Annotated in this window: 16 protein-coding genes; 6 read left to right on the top strand and 10 right to left on the bottom strand. The window is 60.0% G+C overall.

Annotated elements, in window-relative coordinates; all coding sequences use genetic code 11:
• Nucleotides 1-1493 precede the first annotated feature (1493 nt).
• Nucleotides 1494-1790, bottom strand: a complete 297-nt coding sequence (locus BT115_RS03455; protein WP_072321132.1) for a hypothetical protein — start codon at nucleotides 1788-1790, stop codon at nucleotides 1494-1496.
• A gap of 92 nt (nucleotides 1791-1882) precedes the next feature.
• Between BT115_RS03455 and BT115_RS18630 the strand changes: the two genes are divergently transcribed.
• Nucleotides 1883-2116, top strand: a complete 234-nt coding sequence (locus BT115_RS18630) for a hypothetical protein (protein WP_177257364.1) — start codon at nucleotides 1883-1885, stop codon at nucleotides 2114-2116.
• 23 nt (nucleotides 2117-2139) lie between these two features.
• A complete protein-coding gene (locus BT115_RS03445; RefSeq protein WP_072321130.1) occupies nucleotides 2140-2409 on the top strand; it encodes a hypothetical protein in 270 nt (89 codons plus the stop codon).
• A 264-nt stretch (nucleotides 2410-2673) separates the two neighbouring features.
• On the opposite strand, the gene BT115_RS03440 is transcribed toward BT115_RS03445, so the two are convergent.
• Both BT115_RS03440 and BT115_RS03435 read right to left on the bottom strand, forming a co-directional pair.
• Nucleotides 2674-3078 carry a hypothetical protein gene (locus BT115_RS03440; RefSeq protein ID WP_072321129.1) on the bottom strand — a complete coding sequence of 135 codons (405 nt, stop codon included), beginning with the start codon at nucleotides 3076-3078 and terminating at the stop codon, nucleotides 2674-2676.
• Between the two features lie 8 nt (nucleotides 3079-3086).
• A complete protein-coding gene (locus tag BT115_RS03435) occupies nucleotides 3087-7571 on the bottom strand; it encodes an RHS repeat-associated core domain-containing protein (RefSeq protein ID WP_072321128.1) in 4485 nt (1494 codons plus the stop codon).
• A gap of 329 nt (nucleotides 7572-7900) precedes the next feature.
• On the opposite strand from BT115_RS03435, the gene BT115_RS03430 reads away from it, so the two are divergent.
• Both BT115_RS03430 and BT115_RS03420 read left to right on the top strand, forming a co-directional pair.
• Nucleotides 7901-8338, top strand: coding sequence for a hypothetical protein (locus BT115_RS03430; protein WP_072321127.1), 438 nt, complete (start codon nucleotides 7901-7903; stop codon nucleotides 8336-8338).
• Between the two features lie 649 nt (nucleotides 8339-8987).
• Complete coding sequence (locus BT115_RS03420; RefSeq protein WP_072321125.1) at nucleotides 8988-10187, top strand: alpha/beta hydrolase-fold protein; 1200 nt, start codon at nucleotides 8988-8990, stop codon at nucleotides 10185-10187.
• 177 nt (nucleotides 10188-10364) lie between these two features.
• Here BT115_RS03420 and BT115_RS03415 read toward each other — a convergent pair whose 3' ends face one another.
• Nucleotides 10365-10898, bottom strand: coding sequence for an AAA family ATPase (locus tag BT115_RS03415; protein ID WP_072321124.1), 534 nt, complete (start codon nucleotides 10896-10898; stop codon nucleotides 10365-10367).
• A gap of 253 nt (nucleotides 10899-11151) precedes the next feature.
• On the opposite strand from BT115_RS03415, the gene BT115_RS03410 reads away from it, so the two are divergent.
• The gene (locus BT115_RS03410) at nucleotides 11152-11499 is read left to right on the top strand and encodes a zinc ribbon domain-containing protein YjdM (RefSeq protein ID WP_255369351.1); all 348 of its coding nucleotides are present in this window, start codon (nucleotides 11152-11154) and stop codon (nucleotides 11497-11499) included.
• 58 nt (nucleotides 11500-11557) lie between these two features.
• Here the strand turns inward: BT115_RS03410 and BT115_RS03405 are convergent, their stop codons facing one another.
• From BT115_RS03405 to BT115_RS03390, 4 genes are all read right to left on the bottom strand, one after another.
• Nucleotides 11558-12046, bottom strand: a complete 489-nt coding sequence (locus BT115_RS03405) for a cupin domain-containing protein (RefSeq protein ID WP_072321122.1) — start codon at nucleotides 12044-12046, stop codon at nucleotides 11558-11560.
• A 130-nt stretch (nucleotides 12047-12176) separates the two neighbouring features.
• Nucleotides 12177-12320 (bottom strand): DUF2256 domain-containing protein, encoded by a 144-nt coding sequence (locus BT115_RS03400; protein ID WP_218184711.1) that lies wholly within the window; start codon nucleotides 12318-12320, stop codon nucleotides 12177-12179.
• 375 nt (nucleotides 12321-12695) lie between these two features.
• The gene (locus BT115_RS03395; RefSeq protein ID WP_218184710.1) at nucleotides 12696-13070 is read right to left on the bottom strand and encodes a hypothetical protein; all 375 of its coding nucleotides are present in this window, start codon (nucleotides 13068-13070) and stop codon (nucleotides 12696-12698) included.
• Between the two features lie 44 nt (nucleotides 13071-13114).
• Nucleotides 13115-14146, bottom strand: coding sequence for an NADP-dependent oxidoreductase (locus BT115_RS03390; RefSeq protein WP_072321119.1), 1032 nt, complete (start codon nucleotides 14144-14146; stop codon nucleotides 13115-13117).
• A gap of 100 nt (nucleotides 14147-14246) precedes the next feature.
• Here BT115_RS03390 and BT115_RS03385 point away from each other — a divergent pair, with 100 nt between their 5' ends.
• The gene (locus BT115_RS03385; RefSeq protein WP_072321118.1) at nucleotides 14247-15179 is read left to right on the top strand and encodes a LysR family transcriptional regulator; all 933 of its coding nucleotides are present in this window, start codon (nucleotides 14247-14249) and stop codon (nucleotides 15177-15179) included.
• Here BT115_RS03385 and BT115_RS03380 read toward each other — a convergent pair.
• Entirely contained in the window at nucleotides 15172-15537 is a 366-nt protein-coding gene (locus BT115_RS03380) for a cupin domain-containing protein (protein ID WP_072321117.1), read from the bottom strand. The two genes, BT115_RS03385 and BT115_RS03380, sit on opposite strands and share 8 nt — an antisense overlap.
• A gap of 92 nt (nucleotides 15538-15629) precedes the next feature.
• Nucleotides 15630-16499: an SDR family oxidoreductase gene (locus BT115_RS03375; protein ID WP_072321116.1), complete on the bottom strand. Its 870-nt coding sequence runs from the start codon at nucleotides 16497-16499 to the stop codon at nucleotides 15630-15632.
• Nucleotides 16500-16542: the final 43 nt, after the last annotated feature.

Here is a 16542-nt window from a genome sequence, read left to right as displayed (position 1 = left end):
GACGGTGGTCAAGTGCGCAGCTGAGCTAGCTGGCTTTCCTGAGGTAGCAAAGCCAGCCTGCCGCCGCGCCGCCGAGGCGTTAGTCGAGCACGTCGTTTTCGATTACATGCAAGTGGAAGGGCAGGGGGCGGTGGCCCCTTGCGGAGAGCTAGATTTCTGTTAGACGTGCCGCAACTGTCACATGAATGAGGTTCAGTATGATTTTCCTAGCAGAAAGGAAAAATAGGACGCGGTTGCTTGAGCGATTTTTGCTTGCCACCATATTGGTGCTCTATTTCGCCATGCTTTTTAGCGAGGCGCAGTGAACTCAGGTGATCCCACAATAAAACACAGGGCGATGATTGATGCGGCGGCTGCGATTGCGAGCGCAGCGTATCGCCCTCGCGATCGAGCTTCCTTTTCGCTAAAAAGGACAAATGCTTGATAAATGCCAAAGATGGAGGAGATGGCAAAGACAGCGGTCAGTAGAAAGCTGTGACCGAGTCCGTGATAGAAGCGCGCAATATAATCCACAGGATGCCTCCAGATTTCCGTCATGCTTGACGGGTTTTGAGTACGCATAGCTTGCCTGTAGTACTGGCTCTTTTCTGTAGGGGAATGCCTACATGGATAGCCGATTGCGGTTATTGGCTAAGTAAGAACGCCGAGCCGCGTCATGTTGAATTATGGCCATGCCCCGACGTATGCATACATCAGTGATGACGGGCAGAATCTCCTGCGTACTCAACTGGCGGTGCGCGGCAGGAGCCGGCGAGATAACGATCAGGATAAGGCGTCGATGGAGTGCTTCTTCGGCCTGCTAGAACGGGAGTGGCTCGGGCGGCGGATGTAAGTCGTGGAAAACGCCGTACCCGCGAGGCGTTTGACTACATCAAGTCTTCTACAGTGCAAGGCGACTAAGTGCGAACGGAACGCACCCGGTATGCAGGCGCTCGCTCGATGGTAACGAAGTTGAGAGGATCTAAGTCTTGAGGCGGTAGATTCCGATCAGCGAAGTTCCACGTTGGCATCCGAGGGCGACTTTGCTACGTTGCGCCTAGGCACCCACTCGATGCACTCAACCGCGGGCGGTCGCCACCGAAAGAGGCTTGTTTTGCAGGGTTGGATGGAGCGTCGTACGGTCTCCCACTCTCTCCGCCAGTGTCCTAAATTGCGCTGTTGGATAACCTAGTAACTCTGTTCTAGCACGATGGCCAATAGTGGGGAGCGCATACATCCGGGATCTGTGCGCATCTACGGCATCGATTTCCTCAAGTTCATGGCCGCTTATGACTCCGCCGCGTCGAGGGGGAGAAGCACGCCACCCGCCCGGCTTATAAGAAAGGACAAGGGCATCCGGCGCCGGTAGTCTGCGGAACAAACTGCCGCCATGCCCCTTGCAAGGCAAGCGCTGTGGCGAATTGCCCTGTTGCCGCCTCCCGGAACGTATTCCGTGATTCAGACCCGGGCTTGTGTGCCAAATACCTCAGGCGGGTGTGTGGGACGCGTTGCGTTTATCGCGGAACTAGCTCGTACGAATTCGCCAAGATGTCGATGGCATCGCCGCTCTGCATCTCAATGACGACGTGAACGCCATCATCCACCTGCTCGGTTTTTACAGCGGATACAAGCGCACTCGGTCCCCACTCGTCCTCAAGGGAGGCAGAGAACTTCCGTAAGCCACGGAATTCGAGGGATCCTCTTATGGGAGGCCACGAATGCTCCAGATCCAGGCGCGCCACTTTTTCCGCCCACTCGACTTGAATCGAGGTGAGCGGGGCGTCGCGCAGATTGGGGAAGTTATTCGACATCACTGAGTTCCAATCGGGAGATGCGCAGCCGGGTCGTTCGGATGCACAGGATTTCCGTTTATATCAAGTCGCTGGCCATTTGAGTCATTGACATGCATATGTGGCTCCGGGTCGTTCCCGTGAGAGAGGATGCGTTCCGGCAGCTACTCAAAAGCCGAGAGGCGCGAATTGCTGAACTTCTCTTGTTGCCACCGGGAACCAGCGAGGCGGAGGCCGTCGAAAGGCATCCAAAAGGCGGCAACAGAGTCCGCGTTGAATCGTCACCCGATGCCATCTATAAATTCATCGCCTATCTGCATGGGAACGACTGGATATCCATGATTTGAGCCAACGACCACTTGGAGAAGGAATGTCCTGGGAAGAGAAGTATGGCGGGATCTGGAACCTTCGCCTTGGAAAGGGGGACGCCGTCCTTTCGGAGCAGTATCGGCCCGATATTGATGTGGTGACTGTGGTCGTACGCCGGTCAAATGGATTGCTATCGGCGTTCGTTCTCAGGAAAGGGAACGATCCTCAATGGCGGATGCCTTTTTGGCACGCTCCAGACGGTCCGGCTCTTGTCGAGACAGAAGACGACGCGAACAGGTACTTCCGCGCGGTGTTCGGCAAGGAGGCATAAATTCGGCAGCCGTCAGGGACGGACATGTGCCTCACCAATCATGCCTGAGCCACAGCGACTTGTTCGACCTGTCGTCGAGGTTCTCTTTCTTCAATTGCCTGTCGATAGCGCGGCCACGCCTGCGAGCAACGTCCTCAAGTGCTGATTCAGCACGCTTGGACCGAAGGCGGTGCCGCCTTCACAAGTGACCGTAATCCGGAACTTGACGACACGGTTGAACGCGAGAACCCCAGGCGTCCTTGCTGATTCGCTCACCCGATTTCTTCATTCATGGATTCTTGCCCGATGAAGGAGGATGGATACGTCCAGCGCTTTTCGGACGTCGGAGGTGTATCGCCGGATCTCGTCCCACGCTGGATGCCGCATCGCAGTTTCGCAGCCGTCCCGTGTATGCATGTCTTTTCCTGGGGCACTGATGGCATCGGTTGGAAGGCTCGACGCCATCATTTGCACCGTCCGGAGGAGCTCGACCTGGTCTAGGGGCAGTTGGTTAGCGGGCGACCCTACCACCGCTTCAATGGCGGCGATGGTGTCGTGTCTCAGCTCCCAGCCAGTGTTGTACGAATCCATCACTTCGCACTGCTCGGATGGAGACGCGCAGAGCAACTCCAGGACATCTATCATCCTGGAGAAGTAGTCGTCGTAGAACGGGTCGGTCGACGTGTTCATTCGAAAATCTATGGAATCTCGAGGAAAATTGGCGGTTCCGGCAACGGCTCGACAACCGGCTCCATGACAGGTGGTTCAGTCACGGCCGGTGGCTCAGGTGCTACCGGTTCCTGAGGAGCCGGTGCCCTTCCGCCAACGCCAGGATGCGCTTCCTCTGGCGAAATTGGATTCCCTGACTGGTCATACCTGCTCCAGCCCTTGACGCCGGGCGTTTGCGTCTTCCAGTACCCCTGTGAGCCTGGGGGGCCCCCGGCAGTATCCGAGGGCACCCATCGACACATTGTACGGCCACCGGGCTGTTTGGGCCCCCAGAAATCTCCGGCGCGCTGACCTGGTCCCGCAGGGGTCCATGGACCGCCCGGAATGCTGTCAGGAATGTCGGACGCATCAGGAATCCTGCCAGGCGCGTCCGGCGGGAATGGCCCCATCGGCGGAGGCCCGGCAGCAAGTCCCAGGGCGTCCCGGGCGGTCAAAGGCCGCGACATCGCGTAAACGTATGTGCTGGCGCCACCCCGAAGTCCGATGGGATCGCTCTTCAGGTACCGGCCCGAGGCAGCTTCGTAATCACGGTTGACGTTGTAGTTGAGACCCGACTCCGCATCAAAATACTGGCCGGGAAAACGTAGGTTGAGCACATAGCCTGATGCGGACGTCGGTGATGTCTCACCGAATGGGTTGCTGGCATATGGCCACTGCCAGAGCATCGTACCGGTGGCATTCGTGACCACGCGTGGGGTACCCAACCCATCCGCATGGATGAAGGCCACGGTGGCGGCTGTCCCTGCGCGGTCGACGATGCCCACGGGAAGGTCGCCGAGCCAGACGTAGTCACGGGTGCTCGACCCCGTCGATTCGGACAGCAGCTGACTTGACTCGTTGTAGTCGAAGCGTGTGGCCACCCCGCCGGCGACTTTCTGTATGCGCTGGCCCAAGGCGTTGAGCACATAGGTTCCGACGGTCGTGTCGTCCTTCTGGACCGAGGCCAGGCGATTGCGCTGGTTGTAGCCAAAGGTATACGCCCCGGAAGCCAATGTGCTGGCCGTTGTGTTGCCTCGGGCATCAACCTGGCGGGTTGTTGCACCGATGCCGGTGAGATGATGCGTGCCCGTGGCATAGCTGTATGCACCGGTAAGAATGCCTGGGCTCGTCTTGCTCAAGCGATCGCCGGTCTTGTTGTACGTGTAGGCCTCGATGGCCGTACCGGCCGGGTTCTTGACCCCGGTCAGGCGGTAGAGTGGGTCGTAGCTGTAGGTTTCCGTTGCCGTCGGTACACCGCTGGTGTTGCCGATACTGGTTATGTTGCCGAGGACATCCCGGTTGAGGTGGAGCGAGAACGCCGTGGCGCTGATGTCGGTCAGGGCTCCGGAAACATCGTGGGTGATGGTCACCGTCTGGCCGTCGCCGAGCTTGTAGGAAGCGACGGGGCCGAAAGACCGATAGACCACGTTGCTGACGATGGTCGCCGCCGGGCCACCCTGCGGAGTCGCGGTGACGGACGTAATGTTGCCGATGCTGTCGCGGGTGTAGGTGATGAGCGTTCCACTCGGTGTAGTGACCGAATTGAGCCGGTTGCCGCGCGTCCAGGCGTATGTGGTCGTCGTTGGCGTCGTGCCGACCGTCTGTTGTTTCCGCACGACGTTGCCGTGTACGTCATAGCAAAAGACGATGCCACTGTTGCCTTCGACGATTCGGGTCAGGTGGCCCTTGGCGAGATTGCCGGTACAACCGGTGACCGTGTCTGCCTCGTCATATTTGTACTGAACGTTGAGCGTGGTGTCCGCGTAGCTCGTCGACAGGAGGCGGTTGTTCGCGTCGAACGTCGACGTACTGCTGATGCCGGCCGCGTCTGTCGATGTCGTTGGGTTGCCTGCGACGTCGAACGTACGGATCGTAGTGCCGGTGTCAGGACTGTGCAGGCCGGGGACATTCCCCAGTGCGTCGATGTCGTAGGTGGTGTTCAACCCGTCCGGATCACTGAAGCCGGTGATGCGGTCGAGCGCATCGAAGGAGATGACCGACTGGGCATCCTTCGTTGCATTGTCGGTTCCCTGGTAGTTGCGAAGCGTGCTGACGAGGCGGTTGAGTCCATCGAATACCTGCTTGCGCTGCAGGCCCAGACCGTCCTGGCTGTGGATGAGGTTGCCATCGGCGTCATAGCTGTCGGCATAGGTCGCCGAGAACACGGTGCGGTTGAGACCATCGGTGATGGCGGTGAGCTGGCCCAGGGCGTTGAAGGCCTGCGAGGTGCGTCGCACCACGGTCCCGGCGGCAGTGATGACCTGTTCCTGCGTGCGGTTGCCTGCGGCATCGAGCGTGTAGTGGTACCGGCGACCCTGCCCGTCGGTGATGTCGGTCAGACGATGCGCAGCGTCAAAGGTGTAGGTGGTGACGACACCATCCGGATCGGTAACTTGGTGGACCGTGCCGTCGGGGTTGTAGCCGACGGTGGTCGTAGCGTCCGACGCCGATGGCGCGCCGGACGCCTGCGCGCGGACTGTGGTCGTCGCAAGCCAGCCGCGCGGGGTATACGTGTAGTCGGTGAGCACCCCGTTCGGAGCCTTCTGCCGCGTGAGACGCCCGGCCTTGTCGTAGCTCACGTACGTCGTGACGAGGCCCGCACCGTCCGTGACAGTCTTGAGGTCCCCCACGTGATGACAGGGCCCACCCAGCGTCCCGCAACCGGATTCGTCCGCCTGCTCGTACCAGGCATAGTTCAGGGTATCGGTAACGTCCGTGCGCGGGCCGTCGACCTGCAGGAGCAGGCCAAGGAGCGGGCAGGTGGACGACACCGTCGTGCAGTAGGTGTTGACAGTGCGGCGAACACCTGCCGGCGCCGTACCCGACGCCGCACAGGTGTAGGAGGGAGCCTTTATGGGGTCGATGAGGCACTGGGCGGTGACCTGCCCGCTGGCGTTGTACGCCCAGCCTTCCTTCCGTAGAACGGCGCCGGATGCATCCTTGACCGTGCGAAGCAGCGGCACGCGAAGCGCCGCGTTCCAGGTTGTGTCGATGGTGCGTTGGTCGCTGGAACCCTGGCCGTCGACCTGCTGCGCGAGGAGCCCATTGGCGTCGTACGTGCGGTTCGAGACGCGGCCGAGGAAGTCGGTGACGGTCGCCGGGTAGCCGTTGGCGTCGTAGGTACGCGATCCATAGCGCAGCCCACACTCGCCGCATGGTTTGTCGAGGTTCGCGATACGCATGAGCCCCAGCACCTTGGTGTAACCCTGGTGGGAAACACCTCCGAGCGGGTAGGTTACGTCAGACGAGCCGTCAGCGTTATAACGAATTGCGATCCGCCCGGCGCCACCAGCCGACTCCGTCGAGGTCGCGCGGCCATTCTCGTCATAAGATGTGGTCTCCAAACGAACGCCGTTCTCGTCAATCATCCCAGTCATCACTGCGGGCAGGTTCGTCCCTCCCGTAAGCGATTGTTCGTTGTAGACGTACTGTCGCTGATGACCTTCGGGATAGGTGACGACGCTTAGGTTCCCTGGGTGGTCATAGTCATAAGTAAGTACATTGCCATCCGGCAACGTGATCTGATGAATGCGCGAACTCTCATCGTAAATGAAGGATAGCGTGCGCCCTGAAGGGGCCGTTACCGATAGCAGAAGGTTGGATTGAGGGGCGACGGCGCGTGGAGTAGAACTGTCGCTATAGGTTAATGTTGCAATCTGCCCTGTGTTGTCCTTGATACTCAGCAGGCGCCCATCGGTGGCATACGTTTCCGTGTGCCGGATGGCTGCTATCCACAGGGCGTATCCGGTTGTGTTTCCTTCGGTGTCGACCGATTCGGTCAGGATGTCTGGGTTGTCTGATGACGCGGTCCAGCCAGCCGTGCCGTTCTTATGGAACAACTCGCGGAGACCGGTCGGCCGGTAGACGGTAATGGTTGATGCACCATTGAAGAGAAGCGTCCTGTCGAGTCGGCGATTGAATGAGTGGCTCCATCGCACGCCAATAGCACTGGAAGATGCCGCAGGATCGCTGTTATAGAACCGGCGGAACGTGAGCCAAGGGTCGTCGGTGTAGTCGGGTTCTTCCACGTACTTGTTGCCAGTCGCTGTGTTGACGGGATCTCCCGCAGTTGGCGCCCCGGCATCCGCTGGGCCCGCCGGACATCCGCCTTCACCGCCATCGCAACCGCCAGCGGGGCCGACGTTCTTCCCAGCGGGGTCATCATCAATGCCGTAACAAGAATCGAGGATTTCGTAGTCTTCCCCATAGACGCCTTCGTCAGGGATGTCGAAATTTCCCCATAGCGCGTAACAGCCGAGATAGTCGGGATAGTCGCCGTCATATGGTTGGTCCTTACACGACCCGTGAAATACCCAATCTCCCGGCATGTTTTCCTGTTCCCAGACGATGCCTGATTCGCAGTAAGCCAAGGCTTCAGATCTGGTTTTGTTGACGTAGGCACCAGCGGGTGACGAAGAAAATATCGCGATGACCAGAATCACCAAGGCCACCATGCCCACGTAGATCGACTTCACTGCTTTCCCCTGATTGCCGAGTGCGCCGGCCGTAAGTCGAAAATGTAAGACGGGCTCGCCAAGTCAGTCTGTAGGGGAATTCTTACATTGCGCGAAACAGGCTCAATTTCGCATGATCTTGCGGAAGTCATAGGCGTAGCCATGCCAAGAAGCTGTTCAAAGCGTCCATCGGCGCGGTCATGCATGCATTCGAAATGCCTACGCAGACCAATCCTAAGCAGCCGCCTTCGGTATGCCGAGGGCAACGCTCGCGTAGGGCGTGTCCTGCGAAGCATTTCAGTGCATGAGCGGTCACCCTGGACCTGCTCGTCCGTGATGGCGACCTTGACGTGAGATTACCCCCTGCGGATCTACTGGGCCTCGCCCTGACGTTCTTCCTCGGTACCGGTGAGGCGTCCGCACTTGCCCGGACGACCGCGCCGTCTGCCGGCATCGAGCCCTGGATGGTCGGTTACTGGAAGGTGTCGAAAAACGAGGCCCCGTTGCCGCCCGATACCTTCGGCATCGAGGCGGACGGCACGTACATCATGCAGGGCGTCAATTGCGGGGTGGACATTCGTGGGAAGGCGCACGTGTTTGACGGGGAGATCTTCACCCGGCTCATCCTGCCCGGAAAAGGGCCTATCGGGTTCATCCTCAAGCCGGATGGTCAGGGCAGTCTGACGTTCACGTCTACTCGCACACAGCGCAATGCCACTTACAGCAAGCTTCCCGGAAATCCTTGCCCAAGCGGCGCCATCAGCCGTCCCGATGTGGCCCCCAAGTGAGGAAAGGCACTGACGCGACGCTCTTCGGGACTTCCGGCCTTTTGTGGCGGGCTGGCTCGACGGCAAGAAGGGTGGCTACGGTCGCCTTGCTCGTGTTGTTCCTTTCACTGCTCAGCGGTTGCGAAAGCGATCAGGCCGTGGTGTGGCAGGCGGATGCCGTTTCACCTGACGGGGCATACACGGTCCACGCCGAGACCGTCCAGCAAAGCGGGCCGGGAAATGCCTGGATATCGACGACGGTCAAGCTGACACAGACAGGGCAGGAGACCGGTGTCGACATCCTCGTCCTCTCCCACAACCTGTTGCCTCGGCCACCCGGGTATGCCGTTCAAATGAGGTGGCTAGACCCAAGGCGAATTCGGTTGGCGTGGGCGGCAGGGAGCGAGGTCGATTTCCGGGCCGTCAGGGCGATTGCGGTGGACATTGAATCGGCTCCTCGCGGGAAGGAATGAGCCGGCCTGTTTCGTTCTGGTTGCCTTGTCGTGCTGCATACAGCGCTCCGACTAGCTAGGGATTTCGGTGAGTTTGACCTCACATCAAGGCGGCAGGCATCCGTGAAGGCTGACAACCCCTTGTCACGGGCAGAACTGCTCGCCTTCCTATCATTTACGATGGATGCCTTCTGAAGGTTGCACGAAGGAGAACCCGGATGGTGCAGTTCCCGTGGGGCAAGGCATGGCTTGCAGGTGTGCGTATCCTGGCGCCCATATTGGGACTGCTGATGGCGTTCTCCGCAGCAGCCGGCGACATCGTCATCGGAACCACCGCGACCTTTCATTCCGCCAAGCTAAATGAGGACCGCACCTACCAGGTGATGTTGCCTGCCTCGTACGAGAGATCCCCAAACCGGACTTACCCGGTGGTGTACGTTCTGGATGGCGAGACTCAGTTCCAACATACCGCTGCCGATGCGGCATTTCTTGCAGCCGATGGTCAAATCCCCGAAGTGATCGTCGTCGGTATCGTCAGTACCGTTCGCATTCGCGACTTTACGCAGACGGATTGGGCGGAAGCTTGGGAAGGGGGCGGCGGTGCGGCGCGTTTTCGCTCTTTTCTGGCCGACGAGTTCCTTCCACACATTGCATCGACGTATCGCGTAAGCCCATACCGAGCCTTATCCGGACATTCTGCCGGTGGCCAGTTCGCACTTTATGTGCTGACAGAAGACCCTGCACTTTTTCAAGGCATCATTGCCATCAGTCCGAGCCTGGATTGGGACCATCGCGTGCCACTGCGTACATTGCAGGAATCGATACCAAAGCGTCGAGACATCAAGAATTTTGTCTACTTCGCCAGTTCTGATGATTCCGGTGATGCCTTGAAGGACGACCAGACGCTGGCTGCCATTCTCAAGGGGGCCGCAAGCAAAGGCATTCGCAGCATTTATCGTCCTCATCCGCAGGAAACCCATACGGGTGTTGCGCTTCCCGCGCAGGCAGATGCTCTGCGACAGCTCTTTGCAGGCTATGTCGTACCGGACGCCGTAGTGTCGAAAGGAGTCGCCAATGTCGAGGCGTATTACGCCAGGCTGTCTTCGACACTCGGCATGAAGATTTCCGTGCCTGCCTCGGTCCGCAATGCTCTCGCGTTCGACGCGCTGCACGCCGGTCGGAAGAAAGAGGCGTTTGCCATGCTCCACGCCATCATCGCCGACGACCCGAACTCACCGGAGGCCTTTGATAGTTTGTCCGAGGCCTACCAGAGTGAGGATTCGTTGACGGAAGCGCTTGAAGCCTCGCGCCACGCCCGGTCGCTCGCTGATAAGTACGATCATGACAACCTTGCGTATTATGACCGGCAGCTGGCGCGGGTACTGCGAAAACAGAAGGTTACAGATGGAGGCAAATAGTGATGCATCTCGGCAGTTCCCGCCTGTGGAGACGGATTTGAACCGCCGCCAATGAGCCGCACCACATGAAGATGTAAGGTCCGCCAACCATGAGGGCGGATACGAAGAAGAGTCGCATACTTCTCCGGCCTTCGGCTCGAGGTTCCGCTCCGAAAACGAATTTTGGGAAGCGGGACGTCAAGGGAAGGAACGCAGAATCTCCTGCGCGATGCTCTCAATGTTCGTTGGAACCCGCGTATCTACCTTGATAACGATCCCTAGCCCTACCGCCTGATCGTATTCGGCGAGCATCTCTGGCGGCATTTCTTTCAGTGGGTGGGCGGCATGATGGCCGCTGGCAGCGGCACGATCACGGAAGCGACGGGCGGTTTCCATCTCGCCGCAGTCGCAATACACCTCGATAATAGAGGCATCCAAGCCGGCGAGCTTGGATCGCTCATAGGCGCTACGGGGTCTAAAGTTGGCCTCTAGCACGACCTGTGGCGCATATCGCGCCAGAGCCCATATTAATTCCATCGACGCACCACCCATCTTCCGTGATGCCGCTAAGTCCCCACCCGCATCACCAAACACGTTGGTCAAGGTCTCTTTGATGAGATCTTTGGAGAAAAGGGGAAATCCAAGCCGTGCTGCAAGCGGAACTGCCAGGGTTGTTTTCCCAGCGCCTGGCGCACCGGACACAATCACAATCTTTCTGTCAGCAGCCGCCACGATGCACCCGTTTAGTGAGTCACGCTCCAGACGCTACACGATGCACGTCCGTTTCTACAAAGGAAGATCGAGCGGGATGGGGCCGGGGCAGGGTCAAAGGCATAAGGCGCTGAGCGTGGTTAGGGATCGTATAATAGGGGGTACCTCACCGGGGAAACCGAGTGAGTATGCCAACCTCGCCCATTAATACCTGCTCCCCTTAGGGCAGCCAGGTAGCGCAAACCAGCCTCTTCTAAAACAACTAGAGAATGTCGTGAACACATCAACTCCCTCCGCGTGCCCGCATTGCGGCATGCAGAACGTCTATCCCGATGGGGATCTGTACATCTGTGCCGACTGCGCGCACGAGTGGCCGCAGAAGCAGGCGGATGGCGCGGAGCACGCCGCCGTGACGCGGGACGTTCACGGGAACGTGCTCAATAACGGCGACACGGTCGTGGTGATCAAGGATCTGAAGGTGAAGGGTTCTTCCATTCCCCTCAAGCAAGGTACCGTCATCCGCAACATCCGCTTGGTCGACGGGGACGCGGAACACATCGAAGGCAGTTCGGACAAGATCAAGGGTCTGGTGCTCAAGGTCTGCTTTCTGAAGAAGGCCTAGTCGCTGCCGCGCGAATCGGCTTTCGCCCGTGAGGGGCGAGGCCGATTCCCTAACCGGCCTATCCGTAAGGCCGTCCATCCTTATGTTCAAACTGCCATCCCGAGGCTGTTCGTACAGCTTTGATATCGTCGTTTGGATAGGACACGCTGTCGCCCGGCCGTCGATCGCCTACTTCAAGATAAGTCGCTTCGGTGTCGGACCGATTGACTAAGTGATGTGCTGTACCGTTACTCGGAAAGCCGGAACACGATCCTGCGTTGAGCGTGGTCTCTCCTGCGTCATGCACGAGTGTCAGTTCGCCGGTCAATACAAGGACGAACTCGTCCTGCATCGAATGGCGATGGTGCAACGCGGAGATCGCACCTGGCGGTAACGTTACGTGGTTCACACCGAAACCCTGGAGGCCGAAAAGATCGCCCAGGGGGCGCTTGATTCGCCCAGCCATCATCGAAGCGTAAGGCTCGGGATAGTTGCTCGGGGTTAGTCGGGGTGGCGCCTCGGGGGCAAACACAGCAACGGGGGACGCGGGTGGCGATAGATCCGACATAGCGACTCCATACAAGCACTGACTACGATGGAATAACCCAGGTGACTCATGCAGGCGCTCTACTCCAGCACCTACGTTACGATAGCTTGGTAGTGGAATCGATGCGCTATCGGAGCGAGGCCGGTGGCGATCAGGGCGATGTGTATTTTGCGCTTCTACAGCGGTCCGAGCAGTAACGTACGTTGTCCCAGTCCCGCGCCCATTTGCGGCGCCACGTGAAGGGCCGGCCGCAGCCGGCGCAGACCTTTTGAGGCAGGTCGGATTTCTTCTTCATGCGGGGCATGTCGCGTCTCAGGTCGCCATATCGTATGAAAACGTTAGGTCATTTATCTTGCGGCTGCCTGGAAAGGCCAACGAAAGTCGAGTGTCGACTAATGCGGGCACTCCACCGACGCAGATGGAAGAGCTTCATGGCCCCGGCTACCTATCATGTGCTCTGGCGCGCTTGCACGGTGGACACCGAGGCGGCGATGCCGGGCTGCGATGAGGCAAGTTTTTCTCGCCGCCATGGCGGCTCCCACAGCCGCATTGCGACAACGATTCGCAGAGGGGGGCTTACGAATACCGTGCGCTTGTTGACGTCGATGGTCCATCGAGGGATGCCTTTCGCGTTGACCGTGCCGCGCCCCACGCGAAAGGCATCCGATATCTACTCGGTCCGATCCACGAGCGGATCATGTATTGCCGTGAACCAATCCGGTATCCGCGACAGATCGCCTTCCATGGAGATCTGGCCTGTCTGTTTCGCTCGATCGAGCGCCGCGCCATACGCCGGGTCATCCGTGTAAAGCAGATTGAGTTCGCGGGCGACGGCGGCGCTCACCTCGATCACTACGTCAGCATGTTCGTCTGTGTGTACCCCAATCCGGTACGACGGCAACCCGTTGACGATGTCGAATCGGATGCCTTGAACGCGTCCGTTCGGCAGTGTGGTGCCATCGGTGTATCGCTCCACGAGCGACCAGTTCTCATCCGGGGCGAGGCCGGCGCGTAACGCGGCCTCGCACATTAGCGTTCCCAGCATGTCGAACCATGCTGCAGAGCCTTGGGGAAGTTTTCCTGACGTGCTCATGACTCACCGTCTTCCGCGACCGTCAGCACGATCTTGCCTCGTATATGGCCGGTGGCTGCACGCTCATGGGCTTTCCGCGCATCGGCGAGTGGGAATTCGCTGTCGATGGCGACGCGGATCGTGCCGTTGCTAAGCAAAGGTGCGATTTCGGCGAGTTGGGCTCCGTTCGAGCGGACCTGTGTCGCCGACACCGTGACGCCGAGACGCTCGGCTTCCTCGCCTCCATCAAAGCCCAAGGGGAAGACCGGGAAGAGGGCACCGCCACGCTTCAACGTGTGCAGGAAGCGGCCGGTCGTGGGGCCACCGACGGCATCGACGACGAGATCGATATCGCGTACCACGTCTTCGGGCTTGGTCGTGCCGTAGTCGATGAATTCATCGGCACCCAGGTCACGCAGGAAGGTTTCGTTGCTGCCGGAGGCGACAGCGATCACGCGGGCACCGCGCCATTTGGCGAGTTGCACCACGAAATGGCCGACGCCGCCCGCCGCGCCATTGACGAGCACGGTCTTGCCAGCAAGCGGCACGGGCACGTGGGTGTGCGGTTGAAGCGGATTCGGTTCGGTGTGGCCGAGATCGATAAGGAACTGCCATGCCGTCAGCAGAGACATCGGTGCCGCCGCTGCGTGCACATGATCGATGCCTGACGGCTTCAGGGAGAGTTGCGTCGCGGGCACCGTTACATACTCGGCGTAGGCGCTGCTTTCGCCTGCGAGGCCCCCGGGGAAACGGACCATGGCATAGACCTCGTCTCCGACCGCAAAGCTCTGCACGTCTTCGGCCACGGCCTCTACGACACCGGAGATGTCGGTACCCGGGATGATCGGGAAGGCGACCTTGGGCTGCCATTCGGGCGGCAGCATTTTATAGCCCTCGCGCAGGTACCAGTCGGGCGGGTTGATGCCCACGGCATGCACTCGGACCAGAACCTCGCCGGCCTTTATTTGCGGTTTAGGGGCGTCCTCATAAACCAGCACTTCCGGGCCGCCAAACGCATGCAGGCGAACCGCTTTCATCACGTTGCTCATGTCTCTGTCTCCATGGCGCGCGAGGGCGCGTTGTCATGGAGAAAGGGTATGTCCGTGCCATCCAGCTGATAATGGGGCTCCAATACGCTTTAATAGTGCCATGAAGGAACAAATCGCCCTGGAACGACTGACCGGCCTGATCGCGTTCGCGCGGGCAGGGTCATTGGGCAGCTTCACGGCGGCGGCCCGCTCGCTCGGGATTTCGCCTTCGGCAGTCAGCAAGAGCGTGCAACGCCTGGAGCAGCAGCTCGGCGTGTCCCTGCTCACCCGGACCACCCGGTCGCTCACCTTGACCGCGGAGGGCATGGAGCTGCACGAGCGGGCCCTGAAACTGCTGCGCGATGCGGAGGAGATCGACCAGGCAGCGAAAGCCGCTCGCGGCGAACCGACCGGTACTTTGCGCATTGCGGCCTCGCTGCCGATCGGGATCCATCTGATCGGACCTGCCTTGCCGGCTTTCAGGGAACGCTACCCCCAGGTGTCGATCGATCTCCGGCTCGACGACCGGTTGGTCGATGTCGTAGAGCAGGGCATCGATATTGCTGTGCGTATCGGCGAACTCGCGGATTCGCGCCTCATAGCGCGCAGGCTCGGTCCGTTGCGGCTAGGCGCTTATGCGTCGCCAGCGTATCTCGCCAAGTACGGCACGCCCGAGCATCCCGACGATCTGGCGGAACATGAAACGGTCAACTTCCGATATCAGAGCAGCGGTCAGATTTTCCGCTGGCCGTTTCGGATAGGAGGACGCGAAACAGACATCGTGCCCGCGTCGCACATCGTCGTGGATGCGAGCGAAGCCGTCGTCGCCACGTTGGCTGCAGGCGGTGGCATTGGCATCAGTGCGTCACTCATCGCCGCGCCCTATGTGGCACGCGGCGAGCTGGTGCCGATATTGCAAAGCTTCGCTGTGGAGCGTGACACCATCAACGCCGTATGGCCGTCGAGCCGCCGCAACAATCCTGCGGTGAAAGCGTTTCTAGAGCATCTGCGTGACGTCGCCGAGCGCGTCATCGCAGGGAGTGCTGTCAGCTGAGTTGCTCTTCCAAGCTGCGGGTGCGATCCGTCACTTCCGCTCCCGTGTGCAAGGTAGAGGCGGGCTCGATCAACAACACCCAGCATTCCTCGTCCGCGACCGGATTGTGTCGGACGCCTTTCGGCACCGTGAGGAACGCCCCTTGCCGAAGCACCGTGACACTGTCTTCGAACTCCATGCGAAGCTCGCCCTTCACGATGTAGAACAGCTCGTCTTCGCCGTCGTGCGCGTGCCAGACCAGCTCGCCCTTGAGCTTGGCCGCCTTGAGCAGTTGGTCATTGACCTTGCCGATGACTTTCGGCGACCAGTAATCGGTAACGCGAGCAAATGCGGCTTCGAGATCGTTGGCAGGAAACATGTTTGAACTCCCTCCGGAAGGCGACATTGTCCGCTTGTCATTCATGGCTTGTCGACGACCACCCCTGACCGGGGCGATCGCCTGGCACGCCCTCAACCAGCACGCACGATCTCGGCAGCGAAGTCGCGATAGTTGTGCAGCGGGCGGCCCAGAAGCTTGACCAACCGTTCCACGTCGCCGGCTTCCGGGATCATGCCGTCGCTGACATAGCGCTCAGCCATCAAGCGCATCTCGTAGGCCGTCCATTTCGGCAGGAAGCTCGCCACGGTCTGTTCGAAGCCGCTGGGATCGTCGCCGCCGTAGACGATCGTGCGGCCGAGCAGGTCCGTCCAGATCGTGGCGACTTCGGTGCCGGTCAGGGTGTCCGGGCCCACGAGGTTGATCGTTTCGAGCGGCAGCTTGCCCGGTGCCTGATCACGACGGATCAGTTCGATCGCGGCCACCTCGGCGATGTCGCGCGTATCGACCATGGCGACGCCCTTGCTTCCGATCGGCATCGGGTACACGCCGTGGCCCAGGATCGCGTCCTTGACCATCAGTTCGTTGTCGATGAAGTAGCTCGCGCGCAGGATGGTTGCGCTGAAGCCCATCTGCTCCAGCATGCGCTCGGCACCCGCCTTCACCGCGAAGTGCGGCACGTTGACGAAGCGATCGGCATGGATCACCGAGAGGTACACCACGCGTTCCACACCGGCCTCGCGGGCGAGGTTGAGGGTGATGATCGCCTGGGTGAATTCATCGCCCGTCACGGCATTGAGCAAGAAGAGGGTGCGTATGCCCTGGAACGCGCTGCGCACGGCATCGATGTCGAGCAGGTCGCCCTGGGCGACTTCAACACCGGCCGGTACGTTGGCCTTGGCCGGGTCGCGGGTCAGCACGCGCACCTTGGCGCCGCGCTGGACGAGCTGGTCGACGACGTGGCGGCCGACGCGGCCGGTGGCACCAGTTACGAGGATAGTCATGGCATGTCTCCGGGTTGGGTTGCGAACAGCCCCTATGCTATTG

Origin of the sequence: Luteibacter sp. UNCMF366Tsu5.1, from assembly GCF_900119235.1 — a bacterium.
GTDB classification, from domain to species: domain Bacteria; phylum Pseudomonadota; class Gammaproteobacteria; order Xanthomonadales; family Rhodanobacteraceae; genus Luteibacter; species Luteibacter flocculans.
Note: the sequence above shows the minus strand (reverse complement) of the source record. Positions and strands in the feature narration are given on the sequence as shown.

Bases quoted from the DNA above. Each gene is read 5' to 3' on its own strand.
- BT115_RS03455 (WP_072321132.1), bottom strand. From the start codon at position 1,790: ATGTCGAATAACTTCCCCAATCTGCGCGACGCCCCGCTCACCTCGATT.
- BT115_RS18630 (WP_177257364.1), top strand. From the start codon at position 1,883: ATGCATATGTGGCTCCGGGTCGTTCCCGTGAGAGAGGATGCGTTCCGG.
- BT115_RS03445 (WP_072321130.1), top strand. From the start codon at position 2,140: ATGTCCTGGGAAGAGAAGTATGGCGGGATCTGGAACCTTCGCCTTGGA.
- BT115_RS03440 (WP_072321129.1), bottom strand. From the start codon at position 3,078: ATGAACACGTCGACCGACCCGTTCTACGACGACTACTTCTCCAGGATG.
- BT115_RS03420 (WP_072321125.1), top strand. From the start codon at position 8,988: ATGGTGCAGTTCCCGTGGGGCAAGGCATGGCTTGCAGGTGTGCGTATC.
- BT115_RS03405 (WP_072321122.1), bottom strand. From the start codon at position 12,046: ATGTCGGATCTATCGCCACCCGCGTCCCCCGTTGCTGTGTTTGCCCCC.
- BT115_RS03400 (WP_218184711.1), bottom strand. From the start codon at position 12,320: ATGAAGAAGAAATCCGACCTGCCTCAAAAGGTCTGCGCCGGCTGCGGC.
- BT115_RS03395 (WP_218184710.1), bottom strand. From the start codon at position 13,070: ATGCTGGGAACGCTAATGTGCGAGGCCGCGTTACGCGCCGGCCTCGCC.
- BT115_RS03390 (WP_072321119.1), bottom strand. From the start codon at position 14,146: ATGAGCAACGTGATGAAAGCGGTTCGCCTGCATGCGTTTGGCGGCCCG.
- BT115_RS03385 (WP_072321118.1), top strand. From the start codon at position 14,247: ATGAAGGAACAAATCGCCCTGGAACGACTGACCGGCCTGATCGCGTTC.
- BT115_RS03380 (WP_072321117.1), bottom strand. From the start codon at position 15,537: ATGTTTCCTGCCAACGATCTCGAAGCCGCATTTGCTCGCGTTACCGAT.
- BT115_RS03375 (WP_072321116.1), bottom strand. From the start codon at position 16,499: ATGACTATCCTCGTAACTGGTGCCACCGGCCGCGTCGGCCGCCACGTC.